The organism is Pseudomonas sp. NPDC047961, from assembly GCF_050272435.1.
Taxonomy (GTDB): Bacteria; Pseudomonadota; Gammaproteobacteria; order Pseudomonadales; family Pseudomonadaceae; genus Stutzerimonas.
The window spans coordinates 1-18,240 of sequence record NZ_JBNNMD010000007.1 but is presented as its reverse complement, the minus strand read 5'-3'; the positions used below and the strand labels follow the sequence as shown (position 1 = coordinate 18,240).

At 57.6% G+C, this 18,240-nt stretch carries 18 protein-coding genes; 10 read left to right on the top strand and 8 right to left on the bottom strand.

Features of this window, described 5'->3' with window-relative positions; all coding sequences use genetic code 11:
* Positions 1-25: 25 nt before the first annotated feature.
* The 4 genes from ACQKIK_RS20150 (at position 26) to trpC (ending at position 4,974) form a co-directional block, all read left to right on the top strand.
* Complete coding sequence (locus ACQKIK_RS20150; protein WP_499137256.1) at positions 26-2,191, top strand: putative bifunctional diguanylate cyclase/phosphodiesterase; 2,166 nt, start codon at positions 26-28, stop codon at positions 2,189-2,191.
* A gap of 310 nt (positions 2,192-2,501) precedes the next feature.
* A complete protein-coding gene (locus tag ACQKIK_RS20145) occupies positions 2,502-3,095 on the top strand; it encodes an aminodeoxychorismate/anthranilate synthase component II (RefSeq protein ID WP_045430661.1) in 594 nt (197 codons plus the stop codon).
* Positions 3,095-4,141: an anthranilate phosphoribosyltransferase gene (trpD, locus tag ACQKIK_RS20140; protein WP_045430659.1), complete on the top strand. Its 1,047-nt coding sequence runs from the start codon at positions 3,095-3,097 to the stop codon at positions 4,139-4,141. The genes ACQKIK_RS20145 and trpD overlap by 1 nt, the downstream gene beginning before the upstream one ends.
* The gene (gene trpC / locus ACQKIK_RS20135; protein ID WP_241530107.1) at positions 4,138-4,974 is read left to right on the top strand and encodes an indole-3-glycerol phosphate synthase TrpC; all 837 of its coding nucleotides are present in this window, start codon (positions 4,138-4,140) and stop codon (positions 4,972-4,974) included. The genes trpD and trpC overlap by 4 nt, the downstream gene beginning before the upstream one ends.
* 58 nt (positions 4,975-5,032) lie before the next feature.
* Here the strand turns inward: trpC and crp are convergent, their stop codons facing one another.
* Positions 5,033-5,677 (bottom strand): cAMP-activated global transcriptional regulator CRP, encoded by a 645-nt coding sequence (gene crp, locus ACQKIK_RS20130; RefSeq protein ID WP_045430655.1) that lies wholly within the window; start codon positions 5,675-5,677, stop codon positions 5,033-5,035.
* A 217-nt stretch (positions 5,678-5,894) separates the two neighbouring features.
* On the opposite strand from crp, the gene ACQKIK_RS20125 reads away from it, so the two are divergent.
* On the top strand, positions 5,895-6,317 hold the full coding sequence (locus ACQKIK_RS20125; RefSeq protein ID WP_045430653.1) for an OsmC family protein: 423 nt from the start codon (positions 5,895-5,897) through the stop codon (positions 6,315-6,317).
* Positions 6,318-6,568: 251 nt separating this feature from the next.
* On the top strand, positions 6,569-7,366 hold the full coding sequence (gene speD, locus ACQKIK_RS20120) for an adenosylmethionine decarboxylase (RefSeq protein ID WP_499137255.1): 798 nt from the start codon (positions 6,569-6,571) through the stop codon (positions 7,364-7,366).
* Between the two features lie 60 nt (positions 7,367-7,426).
* On the opposite strand, the gene coq7 is transcribed toward speD, so the two are convergent.
* On the bottom strand, positions 7,427-8,074 hold the full coding sequence (gene coq7 / locus ACQKIK_RS20115) for a 2-polyprenyl-3-methyl-6-methoxy-1,4-benzoquinone monooxygenase (protein WP_463308729.1): 648 nt from the start codon (positions 8,072-8,074) through the stop codon (positions 7,427-7,429).
* 62 nt (positions 8,075-8,136) lie between these two features.
* Positions 8,137-8,478, bottom strand: a complete 342-nt coding sequence (locus ACQKIK_RS20110) for a histidine triad nucleotide-binding protein (protein WP_127838361.1) — start codon at positions 8,476-8,478, stop codon at positions 8,137-8,139.
* A gap of 77 nt (positions 8,479-8,555) precedes the next feature.
* On the opposite strand from ACQKIK_RS20110, the gene ACQKIK_RS20105 reads away from it, so the two are divergent.
* Positions 8,556-10,031: an AAA family ATPase gene (locus ACQKIK_RS20105; protein WP_499137254.1), complete on the top strand. Its 1,476-nt coding sequence runs from the start codon at positions 8,556-8,558 to the stop codon at positions 10,029-10,031.
* 32 nt (positions 10,032-10,063) lie between these two features.
* Here ACQKIK_RS20105 and ACQKIK_RS20100 read toward each other — a convergent pair whose 3' ends face one another.
* From ACQKIK_RS20100 to hemJ, 3 genes are all read right to left on the bottom strand, one after another.
* Positions 10,064-10,987, bottom strand: a complete 924-nt coding sequence (locus ACQKIK_RS20100; RefSeq protein ID WP_499137253.1) for a DUF805 domain-containing protein — start codon at positions 10,985-10,987, stop codon at positions 10,064-10,066.
* Positions 10,988-11,094: 107 nt separating this feature from the next.
* Positions 11,095-12,069 carry an NAD(P)H-dependent flavin oxidoreductase gene (locus ACQKIK_RS20095; RefSeq protein WP_499137252.1) on the bottom strand — a complete coding sequence of 325 codons (975 nt, stop codon included), beginning with the start codon at positions 12,067-12,069 and terminating at the stop codon, positions 11,095-11,097.
* 21 nt (positions 12,070-12,090) lie between these two features.
* Positions 12,091-12,516, bottom strand: a complete 426-nt coding sequence (hemJ, locus tag ACQKIK_RS20090) for a protoporphyrinogen oxidase HemJ (protein WP_045430635.1) — start codon at positions 12,514-12,516, stop codon at positions 12,091-12,093.
* Between the two features lie 134 nt (positions 12,517-12,650).
* On the opposite strand from hemJ, the gene argC reads away from it, so the two are divergent.
* Positions 12,651-13,685 (top strand): N-acetyl-gamma-glutamyl-phosphate reductase, encoded by a 1,035-nt coding sequence (gene argC / locus ACQKIK_RS20085; protein WP_046164302.1) that lies wholly within the window; start codon positions 12,651-12,653, stop codon positions 13,683-13,685.
* Positions 13,686-13,819: 134 nt separating this feature from the next.
* On the top strand, positions 13,820-14,170 hold the full coding sequence (gene erpA / locus ACQKIK_RS20080) for an iron-sulfur cluster insertion protein ErpA (protein WP_045430630.1): 351 nt from the start codon (positions 13,820-13,822) through the stop codon (positions 14,168-14,170).
* Between the two features lie 96 nt (positions 14,171-14,266).
* On the opposite strand, the gene ACQKIK_RS20075 is transcribed toward erpA, so the two are convergent.
* Positions 14,267-15,358, bottom strand: a complete 1,092-nt coding sequence (locus ACQKIK_RS20075) for an anhydro-N-acetylmuramic acid kinase (protein ID WP_499137251.1) — start codon at positions 15,356-15,358, stop codon at positions 14,267-14,269.
* Positions 15,359-16,756, bottom strand: coding sequence for a peptidoglycan DD-metalloendopeptidase family protein (locus ACQKIK_RS20070; RefSeq protein ID WP_499137397.1), 1,398 nt, complete (start codon positions 16,754-16,756; stop codon positions 15,359-15,361).
* 183 nt (positions 16,757-16,939) lie between these two features.
* Between ACQKIK_RS20070 and tyrS the strand changes: the two genes are divergently transcribed.
* Positions 16,940-18,139, top strand: a complete 1,200-nt coding sequence (tyrS, locus tag ACQKIK_RS20065; protein ID WP_499137250.1) for a tyrosine--tRNA ligase — start codon at positions 16,940-16,942, stop codon at positions 18,137-18,139.
* Positions 18,140-18,240 lie beyond the last annotated feature (101 nt).

The window sequence follows — 18,240 nt, the reverse complement described above, 5'->3', positions numbered from 1 at the left end:
CAACCCCAGCCAATTCGAGCCACCCATGTCGCTACTGCCGAGTCCCCGCTCATCCTCCGTTCGTCAGTCCTGGCCGTTGGCGTCATCGCTGGTGATTGCCCTCGCTGCGCTGCTGATGTTGGTCTGGCTGTTATCGAGTCTGGCGGATCTCAACGGCAGCCCGGTGTGGTTTCCGTTACCGCTGCACATCGCTGTCGAAACCTTCTCGATCGTTGTTGCCGCGTTGGTGTTCGCGGTGGCCTGGCACAGCCAGCAGCCAGTGCATCGATCGAATCCGTTGCTCGCCTGTGCGTTCCTGGCCATCGCGCTGTTGGATCTGGCGCATATGCTGTCCTACCGGGGTATGCCCGTTTGGGTGACACCCGCTTCGGCGGAAAAGGCGATCGCCTTCTGGCTGGTTTCCCGCGTCCTGCTCGCCTTCACCCTGCTCGCCGTGGCGTGCCGCCTGTGCCACCGAAGCATTCCACTGCCGCGGCACCTGCTGTTGGCATCGTCGCTGGGCTTGGTCGCCCTGGTTGTTTATCTGCAGCTGTTTCAGCCGCAGCTGTGGCCGCGAACCTTTGTCGAAGGGGAGGGGCTGACCCGCTTCAAGGTCCAGATGGAATGGTTGATCATCAGCCTCTTCGCGCTGGCGGCATGGGTGTTCTGGCGGGCTCGCGAGGTTGAAGACGGTGGCTATTTTGATGGAATGCTGGCCGCGACACTGGTCTCGATACTCGCCGAACTGTGCTTTACCGCCTACTCCAGCGTGAACAGCTTCTACAGCTTGCTCGGGCATCTGTACAAGATTGTCTCCTACGGCTTCATCTATCAGGTGGTGTTCGTTTCGAGTGTGCGGGCTCCGTATGAGCGGTTGGCGATCGAAATGAGCGAGCGGATCGCTGCGCAACAGCGCATTGACTATATGGCCCACTTCGACAGCCTGACGGGGCTGCCCAACTTGTCCCAGCTGGAGGACCGGACCCGTCAGGCGATGGCCAGCGCCCTGAAACTCAAGGGAGCAGTTGCGGTGCTGTATGTCGATCTTGATCATTTCAAGATGGTCAATGACTCGTTCGGGCGCAGCTTCGGTGACCAGCTGCTATGCACAACCGCAGTAAGGCTGCAGCAGGCATTGCCAGACAGCGCCATGCTGGCACGTGCCAGCGGCGACGAGTTCGTCGTGTTATTGGCGGACCTGAAGAATGCCGAGGGTGCGTCGGCTGTGATCCAGCTTGTCCTCGACGAATTGGCCGAACCCTTCATGGTTGAGCGCCAGCAGATCGTGGTGTCGATTTCCATTGGCGTCGCGGTCGGCCCGAGCGATGGCATGGACTTTTCCTGCCTCCTGCGCAACGCAGAAATGGCTATGTACAAAGCCAAGGAAGCCGGGCGTCGGACCTGGTGCTATTACAACGCTGCCCTGGATACTGAGATGCGTGGGCGGCTGTACCTGATCAACGGCCTGCGGCTTGCTATCGAGCGAGAGGAGTTTTTTCTGGAGTACCAGCTGCAGCTGGACCTCGCCAGTGGCAGGGTAGTGGGCGCTGAAGCCTTGTTGCGCTGGCAGCATCCGCAGTGGGGGTTGGTCGCGCCCGGGCAGTTCATTCCTGCAGCGGAACAGAGCGGCCTGATCGTCGACATCGGAGAATGGATAATCCTCGAGGCGTGCCGACAGGCCGCGCGGTGGCAGGCTGAAAAGCTGGACATCCCGCGTGTCGCTGTGAACGTCGCGGCGATACAACTGCACCAGGGCTCGCTGGAACAGACTGTAGCCGCTGCCTTGGCGCAGACCGGTCTGCCGGCTTCGGCGCTGGAGCTTGAGCTGACCGAGTCCAGCCTCGTCGACAACACTGAGCAGGTGATGATTGCGCTGGCAAGTCTGAAGGCTCTGGGAGTTACGCTGTCTATCGATGATTTCGGCACCGGGTATTCATGTCTGGCGTATCTTCGGCGGTTGTCGGTGGACACCTTGAAGATCGATCGCTCCTTTGTCAGCGATCTACCTAACGAAGACGGCCATGCCATCGTCGCCGCTATCATCCACATGGCCGAGTCGCTCGGGCTGAACACGCTGGCAGAGGGGGTCGAGGACGAGACCACTGCTGCGGAGCTGCTTCGACTTGGCTGCCGGCAGGCGCAGGGTTTTTTCTACGCTCGGCCAGTTCCGGCATCCGCGCTACCCGCCGCTATCGCTTCGCTGCCGGCATAGGGCGCCCCGGCTTGGCTGTAGCGGGCAAGCGATGCTCTGGTATAGTCCGGTTGAAATCGTGGCCTGGCATGGGCTACTTTGCGCTGTCAGCTCTGCGAGACCTTTTCCGTGAAATTCAGCAGCACCCTCCTGATGCGTCTGTTCAAGGCTCATGCCCGCTGGCGTTGGCGCGCCTGATCCTCGTTGCTGGCCCCGTGCCGGAATACCCCGTTCACACCTGTATTACCGATCGTTCTGCCGAGCCGCTATCGCGCCGGTTCGGACCGTCATGGCAGGTGGTGGATCAGCCTCAAGCCCTAGGGTGACGCAAATGCTGCTAATGCTGGATAACTACGATTCCTTTACTTACAACGTCGTGCAATACCTCGGCGAACTCGGTGCTGACGTCAAAGTGGTGCGCAACGATGAGTTGAGCGTCGCCGAAATCGAAGCACTGAACCCGGAGCGTATCGTCGTATCGCCTGGCCCCTGCACGCCGAACGAGGCGGGAGTTTCACTCGACCTGATCCGCCATTTCGCCGGCAAGCTGCCGATTCTAGGCGTTTGTCTTGGCCATCAGAGCATCGGGCAAGCGTTTGGTGGTGAGGTCGTGCGGGCGCGTCAGGTCATGCACGGCAAGACGAGTCCGGTCGCTCACCAGAACACGGGCGTGTTCGCCGGCCTGAACAATCCATTAACGGTGACGCGCTACCACTCGTTGGTGGTCAAGCGCGAAACGCTTCCCGACTGTCTGGAAATCACTGCCTGGACGCAACTGGAAGATGGCAGTGTCGACGAGATCATGGGCTTGCGGCATAAGACGCTGAACATTGAAGGCGTGCAGTTTCATCCTGAGTCAATCCTCACCGAGCAGGGGCACGAATTGTTCGCCAATTTTCTTAAACAGACCGGAGGCGTGCGCTGATGGATATCAAGGAAGCCCTCAACCGCATCGTCGGTCAGCTGGACTTGAGTACCGATGAGATGAAGGCGGTGATGCGCCAGATCATGACTGGTCAGTGCACCGATGCGCAGATTGGCGCGTTCCTCATGGGCATGCGCATGAAGAGCGAAACGATCGACGAGATCGTCGGCGCCGTACAGGTGATGCGTGAGCTGGCCGAACCGGTGCATTTCGATACCCATCGATTGGTGGACACCTGCGGTACCGGTGGCGATGGGATGAACATTTTCAATGTTTCAACTGCCGCAGCCTTCGTGGTCGCCGCCGCGGGAGGCAAGGTGGCCAAGCACGGTAACCGTGCGGTGTCGGGCAAGAGTGGCAGCGCCGACCTGCTCGAAGCGGCCGGTGTTTACCTGGATCTCACGCCCGAGCAGGTTGCGCGCAGCGTCGATGCAGTGGGTGTTGGCTTCATGTTCGCGCCTGCGCATCACGGCGCGATGAAATTTGCCGCAGGCCCACGTCGCGAGCTGGGCCTGCGCACGCTTTTCAACATCCTCGGCCCGATGTCCAACCCCGCAGGCGTCAAGCATCAGGTGCTTGGCGTGTTCAGCAAGGAACTCTGCCGGCCCATGGCCGAGGTGCTGTCGCGCCTGGGAAGCCAGCATGTGTTGGTGGTGCATGCGCAGGATGGGCTTGACGAGATCAGTCTGGCGGCCCCGACCTATGTCGCCGAACTGAACAAGGGCGAGATCACCGAATACCGTATCCAGCCTGAAGATTTCGGGATCAAGAGCCAGAGCCTGATAGGTCTCAATGTCGAGGATGCACAGGGTTCGCTGGCGCTGATTCGCGACGCACTGGGACGGCGCAAAACGGACAATGGGCAAAAGGCTGCCGACATGATCGTCCTCAATGCCGGTGCTGCGCTTTACGCGGCCGATATCGCCAGCAGCCTGAAGCAGGGCGTAGAGATCGCTCACGATGCGTTGCATACAGGTTTGGCGCGAGACAAGTTCGAGGAGCTGGTGTCCTTCACCGTGGTGTTCAAGCAGGAGAGTTCACAATGACCAGTGTGCCGACGGTTCTGGAAAAGATCATTAGGCGCAAGCGCGAGGAAGTGACTGAGCGTCGCGGCCGGGTCGGCCTGGCTGAACTCGAAACAATGGCGGCGGCAGCCGACCCGGTCCGCGGTTTTGCCCGCCGGCTGCAGGAGCAGGCGCGTAACAAACAACCGGCTGTGATTGCAGAAATTAAGAAAGCCTCACCAAGCAAAGGGGTGCTGCGAGAGGATTTCGTGCCGGCGGACATCGCCAGAAGCTATGAGGCAGGTGGCGCCACCTGCCTCTCGGTATTGACCGACATCGACTTCTTTCAAGGGGCCGACGACTACCTGAAGCAAGCGCGCGCGGCATGCAAACTGCCTGTCATCCGTAAGGACTTCATGGTCGACCCCTACCAGATCATCGAAGCCAGAGCCTTGGGCGCGGACTGTATTCTGCTGATCGTCGCTGCGCTGGAGGACGGTCAGATGGCGGAGCTGGCCGATGTGGCGAAGGCTCAGAATCTGGACGTATTGGTCGAGGTCCATGATGGAGCAGAGCTGGAGCGCGCGCTGCGCCTCGATACGCCTCTGGTCGGGATCAACAACCGTAACCTTCACACCTTCGAACTCAGCCTGGAAACGACTCTCGATCTGCTGCCACGCATCCCTCGAGACCGTCTGGCGGTTACCGAAAGCGGCATTCTTCATCGTGCCGACGTTGAGTTGATGGAAATCAACCAGGTGTATGCGTTTTTGGTGGGAGAGGCTTTCATGCGAGCCGAGCAGCCTGGGGTTGAGCTGCAGCGTTTGTTCTTTCCCGGACGCGCGAACCTACGGTCGTCGGTCGATCCCGAATAAGCAGCGTGAATAAAAAAGCCGGTTAATAGCCGGCTTTATTATTGGCGTGACGGTTGGCTCAGCGAGTGCCGAATACCACCATGGTCTTGCCTTTCACGTGTACCAACCCCTGGGATTCCAGGCTCTTCAGTACACGCCCGACCATTTCCCTCGAGCAACCAACGATGCGGCCGATCTCCTGGCGAGTGATCTTGATCTGCATGCCATCGGGGTGCGTCATCGCATCGGGCTGCTTGCACAGGTCGAGCAATGTGCGGGCTACGCGACCGGTTACGTCGAGGAACGCCAGATCACCCACCTTGCGCGTCGTGTTGCGCAAGCGTTCAGCCATCTGGCTGCCGAGCGCATAAAGAATATCGGGGTCTTGCTGGGTCAGTTCACGGAATTTGGCATAGCTCAGTTCTGCTACTTCACATTCAGTCTTAGCGCGAACCCATGCGCTGCGCTCTTTTTCTGAACCTTCTTTCTCGAACAATCCCATCTCTCCGAAGAAGTCGCCGGAGTTGAGATAGGCAATGATCATTTCACGACCATCGTCGTCTTCGATCAGGATCGTGACCGAACCTTTAACGATGAAGAAAAGCGTTTCGCTACGGTCACCGGCATAGATGATAGTGCTCTTGGCGGTGTAGCGTCGGCGATGGCAATGTGCAAGTAGTTTGTCGATGTTCTTGATCTTGGGCGTGAGTGTAATAGCGACCATGCTGTAGTCCCGGAAGATGTGTCCAATAGGAGGCAGTTCTTATTATGTATGACTGAGTTCTGTTATCAGGCTTAGCGAGCTTAACAGACCCGTTCGGGTCGACAATAAAACTGCGACACGAATATCAACTTTTGGGCATTCATTTCGTCGGTTTACCGCCTCCAGTGACCGCCTATGGTCATGCTAAGCTTCGCTCCTTTTCAAGCGGGGTCTATCGATGAAAGCGCGCATTCAGTGGGCTGGCGAGGCAATGTTCCTTGGCGAGTCCGGCAGCGGCCATGTCGTGGTCATGGATGGTCCACCAGAAAATGGTGGACGCAATCTAGGTGTCCGTCCGATGGAAATGCTCTTGCTGGGCCTCGGTGGCTGCAGCAACTTTGATGTCGTGAGCATCCTGAAAAAGTCGCGCCAGGCTGTGGAAAGCTGTGAAGCCTTTCTTGAGGCAGAGCGCGCTGATGAGGACCCGAAGGTGTTCACAAAGATCCACCTGCGCTTCGTCGTTAAGGGACGTGGATTGAAGGACGCGCAAGTCAAGCGTGCCGTGGAACTGTCTGCCGAGAAGTACTGCTCCGCCTCGATCATGCTCGGCCGCGCGGGTGTGGAAATCAGCCATGACTATGAGATCGTCGAGCTTGGCTGACGTCAGTCCGGCGAACTTCGTCGACTCGACAATGCCGGGCACTACCGAAGCCGGCATCTGATTAGGGCTACCGGAATGGGGTCGGGCGGCATCGACCGGCATAATGCGCGCCCCGTTTTAGCGGGGCGTTTTGCTAGAACAACTCAGCCACGATCGCAAATGCGAAGAGGTGTTTGCAGTCCTACACAGATACAGGGGTATCTGACGGGCACGCTCGATCACGCGGTGCGCCGCATCGAAGAGAGTCTCCAATGCTTAAAAGCAAACTCAGGCTCCACGGGTTCAACAACCTGACCAAGTCCTTGAGCTTCAATATTTACGACATCTGCTATGCCGAAACACAGGAAGACCAGCAGGCATATGTGGAGTACATCAACGAACAGTATGACGCGCAGCGGCTAACGCAGATTCTGACTGATGTTGTAGAGATCATTGGTGCAAATATCCTGAACATTGCGCGGCAGGATTACGAGCCGCAAGGCGCAAGCGTGACCATCCTTATCTCTGAACAACCGGTAACGCCCACCGACAGCCAGATCGAAGAGTCACCTGGTCCGTTGCCTGAGACCATTCTGGCGCATCTGGACAAGAGTCATATCACCGTTCACACGTATCCAGAGATCCATCCGGTCGAAGGTATTGCCACCTTTCGGGTGGATATCGACGTGTCGACTTGCGGCGTTATCTCACCGCTCAAAGCCCTCAACTATCTGATCCATCGGTTCGATTCGGATATTGTCACCGTCGATTATCGGGTTCGCGGCTTTACTCGTGACGTCGAAGGCAAGAAGCACTTCATCGACCACGAAATAAACTCAATTCAGAACTATCTATCTGAAGACACCCGATCGGCCTATCAGATGACCGATGTGAACGTGTATCAAGAGAACCTCTTCCACACCAAGATGCTGTTGAAAGACTTCGAGCTGGAGAATTATCTATTCGGGGACGCCACTTGCAATCTTTCGCCAGAACAACGTGGAGAGGTGGAGGAGCGTCTGCGCCATGAAATGCTGGAGATTTTCTATGCGCGCAATATGCCGAGCTAAGACAACGGTCTTCTGAAAGAAGAAGGGCGCCATGTAGGCGCCCTCTTCGTTAGGATCGGGTTAGATCCGGTAGGTGGTTTTAGTCATCACCTTAGCCATCAGGCTCATGCCGAACTTCACTGGCGCTGGGAAGCGCAAGCCCCCGGCATCCAGAGCGGCGGTCGAGTGCTGCGCTTCGTCCGTGCGCATCTGCTCGAGTATTGCCCGGGTCTTCTCGTCGTCTTGTGGAATCTGCTCGAGATGTTCATCCAGATGTTTGCAGACTTGATCCTCGGTGGCGGCTACGAAGCCCAAGCTGATCCGGTCGCTGATCAGGCCAGCTGATGCGCCGATGCCGAACGACAATCCGTAAAAAAGCGGATTCAGAACACTGGTGTGACTGCCCAGCTGGTGAATACGCTGTTCACACCAGGCCAGGTGGTCGATTTCTTCAGCTGCAGCTCGCTCCATCGCCTCCCGTACTCTCGGCAACCGTGCCGTCAGTGCCTGCCCCTGATATAGGGCCTGCGCGCAGACCTCACCGGTGTGATTGATGCGCATCAGGCCGGCAACGTGACGCGCTTGGCTGTCGCTCAGCTCGGCCTCGTTCTTTAATACGGCGGGAGTCGGTCGCTGAGGTTGGCCGCTGAACGGCAGCAGCGTCCGTAACGCGGCATCGGCCTGCAGCAGCAGACGGTCGGCAGGTGAGTATTGGCGTTGGTTGGGCATGTCGCCTCCAGATGATTCGGAGCAGGCGTGGACAGTGGGTGGTGCGTTTGGGTAGCGGGTGTTCAGCCGGGGGGCCAATGCATCTGACGCTGGCCGAGCACATGCATATGTATGTGATGGACCGTCTGACCGCCAAGGTCGTTGCAGTTCATGACAACCCGAAAGCCTTCCTGGCAGCCCTGCTCTTCAGCGAGACGCTGCGCGGTAAAAAGAATATGCCCAGCAAGGATCTTGTCGTCGTCTTCGCTTAGATCATGCAGGGTCGCGATATGTTTTTTCGGAATTACCAGGAAATGTACCGGCGCCTGGGGCGCGATGTCATTGAAGGCGATAACCTGTTCGTCTTCATAGATCTTCTGCGCAGGGATAGCCCCGGCCACGATCTTGCAAAATAGACAATCCACGGCGTTTCTCCAGAATTGATCAGAAAGCAGTGTAACAGGCGATTTTCGGACTGGTCAGCTGGCACGGAGCATAGCGAATGAAGAATGATATCCACGACTTGGCTCTGGTGCTCGAATCAAGGCTGCGATTGGTGCTGATCGAGTCCTGGGACGAGCGTCGGGTGCTCGAAACCCTGAGCGGATTGGCTGTGAACCGGGGTATGACGCTGCATGTTTGGTCCGTGACGGAAGGCTTGCGGCATCTCGCGTTCGGTGGCGAGGCGCTGGATGCCGGCGAAAGCTGTTCAGCTGAGGTTGCATTGAGACGGGTCAAGCACGATCCCCTTGGCAATCTGTATGTGTTCTGCGATCTACATCCGTTTCTCGATGAGCCACGTTCGGTGCGTTTGTTGAAGGAAATCGCAATGGCGCAAGGGCCTTCTGCGCCCACGCTTGTGCTGGTTTCCCATGCCCTCAAGTTACCCCCGGAGGTTCAGCGCTACGCGGCTCGATTCAGTCTCACCCTGCCGTCCGAGGAGGAGCTGCTGAGCATCGTTCGGGATGAAGCGACCGTCTGGAGCGAGCGTAATCGAGGCGCCCGCGTACGTACCGACAATCGCACTCTGCAGCAGGTCGTGAAGAATTTGCGTGGGCTCAGTCATGCCGAAGCTCGCAGCTTGGCGCACAGCCTGATCTGCGACGACGGCGCGATCACACAGGAAGATCTGCCGGAGCTCAATCGCAAGAAATTTGAGTTGTTGGACATGGAAGGCGTGCTCGGCTTCGAATACGAAACAGAGCGTTTCGCTGATGTTGGAGGGCTGCAGAACCTTAAGCGATGGCTGGTGCAACGTCAGGCTGCCTTTGTGGCAGGCAGCGGATCGGATAGGCCGCGCGGGGTGATGCTTGTCGGCGTGCAGGGTGGCGGTAAGAGCATGGCAGCCAAGGCGGTCGCTGGGCTCTGGGGGTTGCCACTGCTGCGCCTGGATTTTGCTTGCCTATACAACAAGTTCTTCGGTGAAACCGAGCGCAATCTGCGCGAGGCGCTAAAACTGGCCGAACAGATGGCGCCTTGCGTGTTATGGATGGACGAGTTGGAGAAGGGGCTCGCGACGGGCGAGATGGATGGCGGCGTCAGTCAGCGAGTCCTAGGCACCCTGCTGACCTGGATGGCTGAGCGTGAAGCGCCGGTGTTTATGGTTGCGACTGCCAATGCGGTGGATCGGCTTCCGCCAGAACTGCTGCGCAAAGGCCGCTTTGACGAGCTGTTCTTCGTCGACCTGCCCGATACATCAACGCGGGCTGAGATCTTTCGAATTCATCTGGCACGGCGTGAATTGAAAGCCGATCAGTTCAATCTGGAAGCACTTGCGGTGGCCTGTGATGGTTTCTCCGGTGCGGAGATCGAACAGGTGGTGGTATCGGCCGTCTATGCTGGTCAGGCCCAATCTCGCGAACCCGATCAGGACATGCTTCTGCACTGTATCCGGGCGACTGCACCGCTTTCGGTGGTGATGGCCGAAAAACTGGACGAGCTTCGTGGTTGGGCTTCGGGGCGAGCCGTGCTGGCCTGACTGGCGTGCTGCCCCCCAATGAGCGCTACAGCTTACTGGTAGGTTGGCAAGACGATGGCGGCCAGGACGCCGATCACAGGCACAAGCAGCCAGAGCGCCGCGAGAATTTTTACCGCCCGGCTATTCGGTGGTTGTGGCGGGCCGAAGCGATTCACACCAGGGTTGCCGGGCATCAGCAATACCACTAGTGGCAAGACGGTGCCGATGATCGGCACCAGATAGAGCAACATGAGCCAGCCGGACCAACCCAGGTCATGCAAACGCTGCACGCCAATCTGAATACTTACGAGCAGGAAAGCGATGCCGAATACGCCGGTAAGAATCACACCGAGCACGACTGAGGCGGCGGACATCATGCCTGCTACTAACATTAGGCCCAGCGCCGCAGCCGTCAGCGCCATTGTCCAGGCCAGATAGCGCAACCGGCCAATTCTGCCTTGTGTTGTAAATACTTTTAGCTCGCCGTACTCCGCAGTCGGGGTGCCCACTTCAGCGCGGGGCGGAGCGTACGGATGCGCAGCGCTGTAACGTTGCGCTGGCGTTTCGCCCAGCTGTGCCTGGCGTGCCAGGTACTTCTGGATAACGATGCCGCAGCTGTGGCATTCGATAGCGGCTGGCTGAGTGTGGCCGCATTTGGGGCAGTCCATCTGCTCACTGGCGATAGGGACCTCGCTCGAAGATGCCGGCGCATAGTCAGCGATTGTGAGCGTCAGACCTTCTGCTGCTTCGGGTTCCTTGCGTGCCTGGATGCCGGCACGCTGCAGCGCTTGCACGTATCGGTCAGCTTCCGGAGCGCTCAGGTTACGCTTGATATGTACTGAGCCACGACCAAACAGGCGCTCGACTTTGTCGGCGTCGCTTTTAAAGAGTCGGGTCAGGTTGCTCTTGGCCGTATCGGGCGATACACCCGGTACAAGTTCACCGTCGAAAACGATTCGGAATTGATCAGTGCTCATCCAGCGTCCCTGTTGCCGGTTTTTCGCGCAAGCCTAAATGGCGGGTGAACGGCCAACAAGCGGCGCCAATCAGAGTTGCACGAGGCTTGTGGCAATTGAGAGATGCGTCACGGTTGGTGCAGCCAGCGATGCGACAGCTGCGCTGCGTGATCGTGGGCGGCACGGTATTCCCGATCCAGACGGGCAATCAGTTCTTCACTGGTCGGCAGGTCTCGTATTTCCCCCACGCCCTGGCCCGCCGACCACACGGTTTTCCATGCTTTGGCCTCATCGCTGACAGGCTTGAGCTTTTCTGCATAATTCATTTCGCCTTTGTTTTTCAGGCGCTCCTCGTCGTAGCCGGCTTGCTGCAGGCTTTGACGCAGGAAGCTTGCAGGTACGCCTGAAACCGCTGCGGTGTGAATGATGTCCGCAGCATGTGCCTGCAGAAGCATCTGCTTGTATTCATCCGAAGCCTGGCTTTCGCGGGTGGCAATGAAGCGCGTCCCCATATAGGCCAGGTCCGCGCCGAGGAGCTGCGCCGCGAGTATCTCGTGGCCATGGTTGAGGCAGCCGGAGAGCAGCAGTGTTTTGTCGAAGAACTGGCGAATTTCTGCCACCAAGGCAAAGGGGCTCCAAGTGCCGGCGTGCCCGCCTGCGCCTGCTGCCACCGCTATCAGACCATCAACCCCAGCATCAGCAGCTTTCTCAGCATGGCGCCGCGTGGTGACATCATGAAAAACCAGCCCGCCGTAGCTGTGAACGGCGTCCACCACTTCTTTCACGGCGCCGAGACTGGTAATGACAATAGGCACCCGCTGCTCCACGCATATTGAAAGATCAGCCTGGAGCCGAGGATTGCTGTGATGCACGATCAGATTGACCGCATACGGCGCAGGTTTATGGGCACCCGACAGGTGGTGGTCTATCTCCTGTAGCCAATCACGGAAACCGCTGCTTTCTCGCTGATTCAGTGCAGGAAAGCTGCCGACCACACCGCTGGTGCAACATGCTGCTACCAGTGCAGGGTTTGATACCAGGAACATGGGAGCGGCGACCAATGGCAGGCTAAGGCGCTCTTCTAGGAGTGCTGGCAATGACATGGCAGATTCCTTGAGTCGGTTTCAGAATGGTTTGATGACGACCAGAATGACGATAGCCAGTAGCAGCAATACCGGAAACTCATTGAACCAGCGGTAGAACACATGGCTGCGAGTGTTTTCGTCGCGTGCGAATCGTTTTAGCTGAGCGCCACACATATGGTGATAGCCGATCAGCAGGACAACCAGTGCGAGCTTGGCGTGTAGCCACCCTCCGCTGAACAGGGCAGGGTTAAGCGCAATCATGCCTATGCCAAAAGCCAGCGTGGCGACCATCGAGGGAATCATAATGCCGCGATAGAGTTTGCGTTCCATGACCTGGAACCGCTCTCGACTGATCGCGTCCTCGCTCATGGCGTGATAAACGAACAATCTCGGCAGATAGAACAGCCCCGCGAACCAGCAGACTATTGCAACGATGTGCAGGGCTTTCAGCCAGAGATAGAGCATTCGGAAGTTCCTTCGGTTCAGAGTCAGCTCGATAGTAGTGGCTTGAGGGCCCGCGCGTCATCTCGGTGGTTGGCCCTGAGCGCAGGCGCCTTTATCATCAGCGTTCTTTATCGTTCCACTGCGAGAGGCAGCTCATGGTCAAGGTCGGAATCGTTGGCGGCACAGGCTACACCGGGGTCGAGTTGCTGCGTCTGCTAGCCCAGCACCCCCAGGCGGAAGTGGCTGTGATCACCTCCCGCTCCGAAAACGGGGTCAAGGTGACGGATATGTATCCGAATCTCCGAGGCCACTACGACGAGCTGGCCTTCAGTGTGCCCGACACCGCAACGCTAGGCGCCTGCGATGTGGTCTTCTTCGCCACTCCCCATGGCGTCGCCCATGCCCTAGCGGGGGAGCTGTTGGATGCCGGTACTCGGGTTATCGACCTCTCCGCGGACTTCCGCCTGCAAGATGCGGATGAGTGGGCCAAGTGGTATGGCCAGCCACATGGGGCGCCTGCCCTGCTGCCCGAAGCGGTTTACGGGCTGCCGGAAGTGAACCGTGAACAGATCAAGGGGGCGCGCCTGATTGCTGTGCCCGGTTGCTATCCCACGGCAACCCAGCTCGGCTACCTGCCGTTGCTGGAGCGTGGCCTGGCCGATACGTCTCGGCTAATAGCCGACTGTAAGTCGGGCGTCAGCGGCGCCGGAAGAGCAGCGAAGATCGGCTCGTTGTTCACTGAGGCGGGCGAAAGCATGATGGCCTACGCCGTCAAAGGTCACCGTCATCTGCCAGAGATCACCCAAGGGCTGCGACGTGCCGCCGGGGGTAATGTGGGGTTGACCTTCGTTCCTCATTTGACGCCGATGATCCGCGGCATTCATGCCACTTTGTACGCGACGGTTGCCGACACCTCGGTGGATCTGCAAGCGCTTTACGAACAACGTTACGCTAGCGAGCCGTTTGTCGATGTGATGCCTGCAGGCAGTCATCCAGAGACGCGCAGTGTTCGCGGTGCCAATGTATGCCGTATCGCAATCCATCGCCCTCAAGATGGAGATCTGGTGGTCGTGCTGTCGGTCATCGATAACCTTGTTAAAGGCGCGTCCGGTCAGGCGCTACAGAACATGAACATTATCTTCGGGCTGGATGAGCGCCTCGGCCTTGGCAATGCGGCTTTGCTGCCCTGAACTGGCTGTCAGTGAAATCGCTTGAGATCGGCATCGTATCGGCCCGTGATCGATGAATAGTTGACCGATTTTGTAGGACAAGCCGATAATGCGGCGTCAAGCAGTAACGTGCGTTCACGCGCCAGGAGAACCAAATGAGTGTCGAATCCTTCACGCCCACCGCGATCCAGTTTAGTCAGGGCGCCGCGAGCAAGGTGAAGAGTCTGGTCGATGAAGAGGGCAATCCGCGGCTGAAGCTGCGTGTCTTCGTCACCGGCGGCGGTTGCTCTGGTTTTCAGTATGGTTTTACGTTCGATGAGGAGCTCGCGGAAGACGACACCATCATTGAACGTGAGGGTGTGAGCTTGGTGGTGGACCCGATGAGCTACCAGTATTTAGCTGGTGCTGAAGTCGACTATCAGGAAGGCTTGGAGGGTTCACGCTTCATCATCAAAAACCCGAACGCTACGACAACCTGCGGTTGCGGCCAGTCGTTCTCGATCTAGAGCTCTTGCAGCAAAGAGACACCGTGCCTTGGCACGGTGTTTTTGTTTCTGAGCCAGGATGGTGACGGGCCGGTATGACCGTGCGACGCGAACAGCTCATGCAGGGTAGATGGCGCCTAGGATTCGCAGCCCGCGAGCGCCTGTCACGCTTGGACGGTTGGCGGCGATACCCTCTATGCAGCAGTGCGCTAACCAGCCGAATGCCATGGCTTCTAGCCAGTCCGGTTCTACTCCGTAGCTCGTGGTGCTCGCCAGCTCGCATGTTGGCAGCAATGCTCGCAGTCTTTGCATCAGAGCTGTGTTGTGTGCACCGCCGCCGCAGACCAGTACATCCTCTACGTCAGGTTGGGCCGCCATGAGCGATTCGCTGATGCTGCGGGCAGTCAGTTCGAGCAGCGTAGCCTGGACATCTTCAGGAGCGAGGTCGGGGAAAGATGCGAGGTGGGTGTCCAGCCAGGGCAGGTTGAATAGTTCCCGTCCGGTGCTCTTTGGGCCATGAGTAGAGAAGAACTTGTCACTTAACAGTAGCGTCAGCAACTGGTGATTGACATGGCCGCTGGATGCCCAGTTTCCGTCGCAATCATAGGGTTGCCCCTGGTGGCGATGTATCCAAGCGTCGAGCAGCACGTTGCCTGGGCCGCAGTCGAAACCGCGTGTCGGCGTGCCAGAATGTAGCAAGCTGACGTTGCTGAACCCGCCAATATTGAGCACCGCTCTGATCCGTTTTGCGTCGCTGAACATGGTTTCGTGGAAGGCGGGTACCAGCGGTGCGCCCTGGCCACCGGCTGCAATGTCACGCCGACGAAAATCAGTCACAACGCTGATGCCGGTTAGTTCTGCGAGTAGAGAAGGGTGTCCGATCTGGATAGAGAAGCCGCGTTGCGGCTCGTGCCGCACGGTCTGCCCATGGCTACCGATCGCACGGATGGCTGAGGGGGCGAACTGCGCTTTGTGTAGCAGTTGGTGTATCCCGGCGCTTGCGAGTTCGGCCCAAGCCTGTTCAGCAATGGCTGCCCGAGCTAGTTCGTCAGAAGCGGACGTACACAGATCGAGCAGATCCTGTTTGAGCTGCCCAGGCATAGGCTCGTAATGTGTCTCCAGCAGGGTCGTTCGTTGACCCTGCTCAATCAGAGCGAAGTCAAGGCCATCCAGACTGGTACCTGACATGACCCCGATGTAGAACGACATCTACTCGCTCTTCATTGCCAGCATGGTTGCGCGCTCGTCGTCCATGCGCGCCATAAGGGGATTGCTGAGCTGCAGGAAACGCTGTTTTTCGTTCTTCGCAATGGGGTCTGCCATTGGCAATTTTAGGCCCAGCGGATCGACATGCACGCCATCGACCTGGAATTCATAATGCAGGTGCGGGCCGGTCGACAGGCCGGTCGTACCGATATAGCCGATGATTTGGCCCTGTTTGACCGAGGAACCGTTGCGTACGCCTTTGGCAAATCCCTGCATGTGGGCATAAAGCGTGCGGTAACGATTACCGTGTTGAATGACCACGGTGTTGCCGTACCCTCCTTTACGGCCCGCGAGAAGCACTTTGCCGTCTCCGGCACTCTTGATGGGCGTGCCGCGGGCTGCGGCGTAGTCCACACCTTTGTGCGCGCGGATCTTGTTCAGGATGGGGTGTTTGCGACCGTTGGAGAAGCGTGAGCTGATGCGCGCGAAGTCCACAGGCGTGCGAATGAAAGCCTTGCGCATGCTTTGGCCGTCAGCGGTGTAATAGCTGCTATTGCCCTGCTTGTTGGTGTAGCGGACAGCTGTATAGCTCTTGCCGCGATTGGTGAAGCGGGCCGCGAGAATGTTGCCTGTTCCTACCCGGTCGCCGGCAACAGTTTTTTGCTCGTATATCACCTCGAATGAATCGCCTTTACGTATGTCCATGGCGAAATCGATGTCGTATCCGAACACGTTGGCCAGATCCATCGTCAAGTTGTGACTGAGTCCTGCGCGCTTCGCAGCTAGGAACAAGCTGCTCTCTATACGGCCATAGGCGTAAGCAGTACTTACGTCCGGCTTGAGCTGTTCCTTCTTGAATACGTAGCTGGTGCCAGATCGCTCCAGTTGCACGCTTTCCAGCTTGTTCAACTGGCTGCGTAGCTGGGCTAGGTTGCCCTGGTCATCCAGTTCAAATTCTAGGCGCTGGCCAACCTTCAGGCGAGCAAATTGCTTTGCCTCTTTGCTGCTGGCCAAGACGTCGTGAACTGTTGCTTGAGGAAGACCAACCTTTGCAAATACCGTCGACAGCGTATCCCCGTTCGCCACGACCACTTCTTTCGACAGAGGTGTGGCTTTGGTAGCCGCTTCGGCGTCTTCCTGCTGCAAGGACTGAAGGTCAGGTTCGCCAGGGGTTTCGGTCCGAGTGAAGGGGGACTCAACCGAAAGGCTAACAAGAGGTTCTTCGCTTGCGGTCTCAAATTCTGCGGCGGTATCGAGACGCAGATCGAGAAAGGTTTTCTTGGCTTCGACTTCGCGGGATGGGAATACAAGAAGTGCCAGGCTCAGAAGCGCAGCTATACCGCTTGCAGCCAGGAGATGGCTCTTCGGGTAGAGGGGGGCTTTCGATTTTGAATAGGTCATTAGAAAGTCTGGAATGTCTGGCGATATTTTGTACAGAGAAAATATTTGCCTAAAATATAAGCAAAGTGCTGTCGAGGCAACCCTTGAATCCACCGGCCGCGGGCTGGTTCGCGTTCGACGACGTTGAATTTTCCGGGGGTTCTTGTAAGGTTTACCGCCTTATTTCCTGGCGTGGGGCCTCCAATGAAGTCGGTTCAAGAGCAGTTGTCGGTGATCAAGCGGGGCGCTGACGAAGTGCTCGTCGAGGCAGAGCTGGTTAACAAGCTGGAGCGCGGCCTGCCGCTTCGAATCAAGGCCGGCTTCGATCCAACTGCGCCGGATCTGCATCTCGGTCATACCGTGCTTATAAATAAGCTGCGCCAGTTTCAGGATCTCGGGCACCAGGTGGTCTTCCTTATAGGGGATTTCACTGGGATGATCGGCGACCCAAGCGGCAAGAGCGCAACGCGTCCTCCTTTGACGCGGGATCAGGTGCTGGAGAATGCGGAAACCTATAAAAGTCAGGTGTTCAAAATTCTTGATCCTGCCAAGACCGAGGTGGCCTTCAATTCCTCTTGGATGGATGGTTTGACTCCGTCCGACTTTATTCGTTTGGCATCGCAGTACACCGTGGCTCGTATGTTGGAAAGAGACGATTTCAATAAGCGCTACTCGACCAACCAGCCTATTGCTATCCACGAGTTCCTTTATCCATTGGTCCAGGGTTACGACTCCGTTGCGTTGCGGGCGGATGTAGAGCTGGGTGGGACGGATCAGAAGTTCAATCTGTTAATGGGGCGCGAGCTGCAGCGCTCTTATGGGCAGGAGTCTCAATGCATCGTCACCATGCCGCTTCTAGAGGGTCTGGATGGCGTGAAGAAAATGTCCAAATCGTTGGGTAACTATGTCGGGATCCAGGAAGCGCCGGGCGTCATGTATAGCAAGTTGGTGTCGATTCCGGATGCGCTCATGTGGCGGTATTTCGAGTTGTTGAGCTTCCGAGACCTGGCGGAAATCGACGAGTATCGGGTCGATGTTTCGCGCGGCGCGAATCCTCGCGACATCAAAATCAAGCTGGCGGAAGAGATTGTTGCTCGCTTTCATGGCGAGGAGGCCGCCGCGACAGCTCATCGCTCTGCTGGCAACAGAATGAAAGAGGGTGAATTACCGGAAGATATTCCTGAGATCGACCTGTGTTCTATAGAGGATATGCCAATCGCCTCGGTGTTGAACCGGGCAGGGCTAGTCAAGAATGCGGCCGTGGCTCGTGATCTGTTGGCTTCGGGTGGGGTGCGGGTTGATGGGCAGGTTGTCGATCGGGCGTTTCTCTTCCGCGTTGGTTCCGTTCACGTCTGCCAAGCAGGGAAAAAAGCTTTCGGTCGTGTTTCGCTTAAGTCGGAATAAAACAACGGTTGACTTGAGTTTCTGAGTGCCTATAATGCGCACCTTCTCCGGCGCAGGCCTTTAGCGAAACCTCTTGTAAATCAAGAAGTTAGCGAAAATAA

What these genes read in the sequence shown, in the direction of transcription:
- ACQKIK_RS20150 (WP_499137256.1), top strand. Translation starts at nt 26, where the DNA reads ATGTCGCTACTGCCGAGTCCCCGCTCATCCTCCGTTCGTCAGTCCTGG.
- ACQKIK_RS20145 (WP_045430661.1), top strand. Translation starts at nt 2,502, where the DNA reads ATGCTGCTAATGCTGGATAACTACGATTCCTTTACTTACAACGTCGTG.
- trpD (WP_045430659.1), top strand. Translation starts at nt 3,095, where the DNA reads ATGGATATCAAGGAAGCCCTCAACCGCATCGTCGGTCAGCTGGACTTG.
- trpC (WP_241530107.1), top strand. Translation starts at nt 4,138, where the DNA reads ATGACCAGTGTGCCGACGGTTCTGGAAAAGATCATTAGGCGCAAGCGC.
- crp (WP_045430655.1), bottom strand. Translation starts at nt 5,677, where the DNA reads ATGGTCGCTATTACACTCACGCCCAAGATCAAGAACATCGACAAACTA.
- ACQKIK_RS20125 (WP_045430653.1), top strand. Translation starts at nt 5,895, where the DNA reads ATGAAAGCGCGCATTCAGTGGGCTGGCGAGGCAATGTTCCTTGGCGAG.
- speD (WP_499137255.1), top strand. Translation starts at nt 6,569, where the DNA reads ATGCTTAAAAGCAAACTCAGGCTCCACGGGTTCAACAACCTGACCAAG.
- coq7 (WP_463308729.1), bottom strand. Translation starts at nt 8,074, where the DNA reads ATGCCCAACCAACGCCAATACTCACCTGCCGACCGTCTGCTGCTGCAG.
- ACQKIK_RS20105 (WP_499137254.1), top strand. Translation starts at nt 8,556, where the DNA reads ATGAAGAATGATATCCACGACTTGGCTCTGGTGCTCGAATCAAGGCTG.
- ACQKIK_RS20100 (WP_499137253.1), bottom strand. Translation starts at nt 10,987, where the DNA reads ATGAGCACTGATCAATTCCGAATCGTTTTCGACGGTGAACTTGTACCG.
- ACQKIK_RS20095 (WP_499137252.1), bottom strand. Translation starts at nt 12,069, where the DNA reads ATGTCATTGCCAGCACTCCTAGAAGAGCGCCTTAGCCTGCCATTGGTC.
- hemJ (WP_045430635.1), bottom strand. Translation starts at nt 12,516, where the DNA reads ATGCTCTATCTCTGGCTGAAAGCCCTGCACATCGTTGCAATAGTCTGC.
- argC (WP_046164302.1), top strand. Translation starts at nt 12,651, where the DNA reads ATGGTCAAGGTCGGAATCGTTGGCGGCACAGGCTACACCGGGGTCGAG.
- erpA (WP_045430630.1), top strand. Translation starts at nt 13,820, where the DNA reads ATGAGTGTCGAATCCTTCACGCCCACCGCGATCCAGTTTAGTCAGGGC.
- ACQKIK_RS20075 (WP_499137251.1), bottom strand. Translation starts at nt 15,358, where the DNA reads ATGTCGTTCTACATCGGGGTCATGTCAGGTACCAGTCTGGATGGCCTT.
- ACQKIK_RS20070 (WP_499137397.1), bottom strand. Translation starts at nt 16,756, where the DNA reads ATGACCTATTCAAAATCGAAAGCCCCCCTCTACCCGAAGAGCCATCTC.
- tyrS (WP_499137250.1), top strand. Translation starts at nt 16,940, where the DNA reads ATGAAGTCGGTTCAAGAGCAGTTGTCGGTGATCAAGCGGGGCGCTGAC.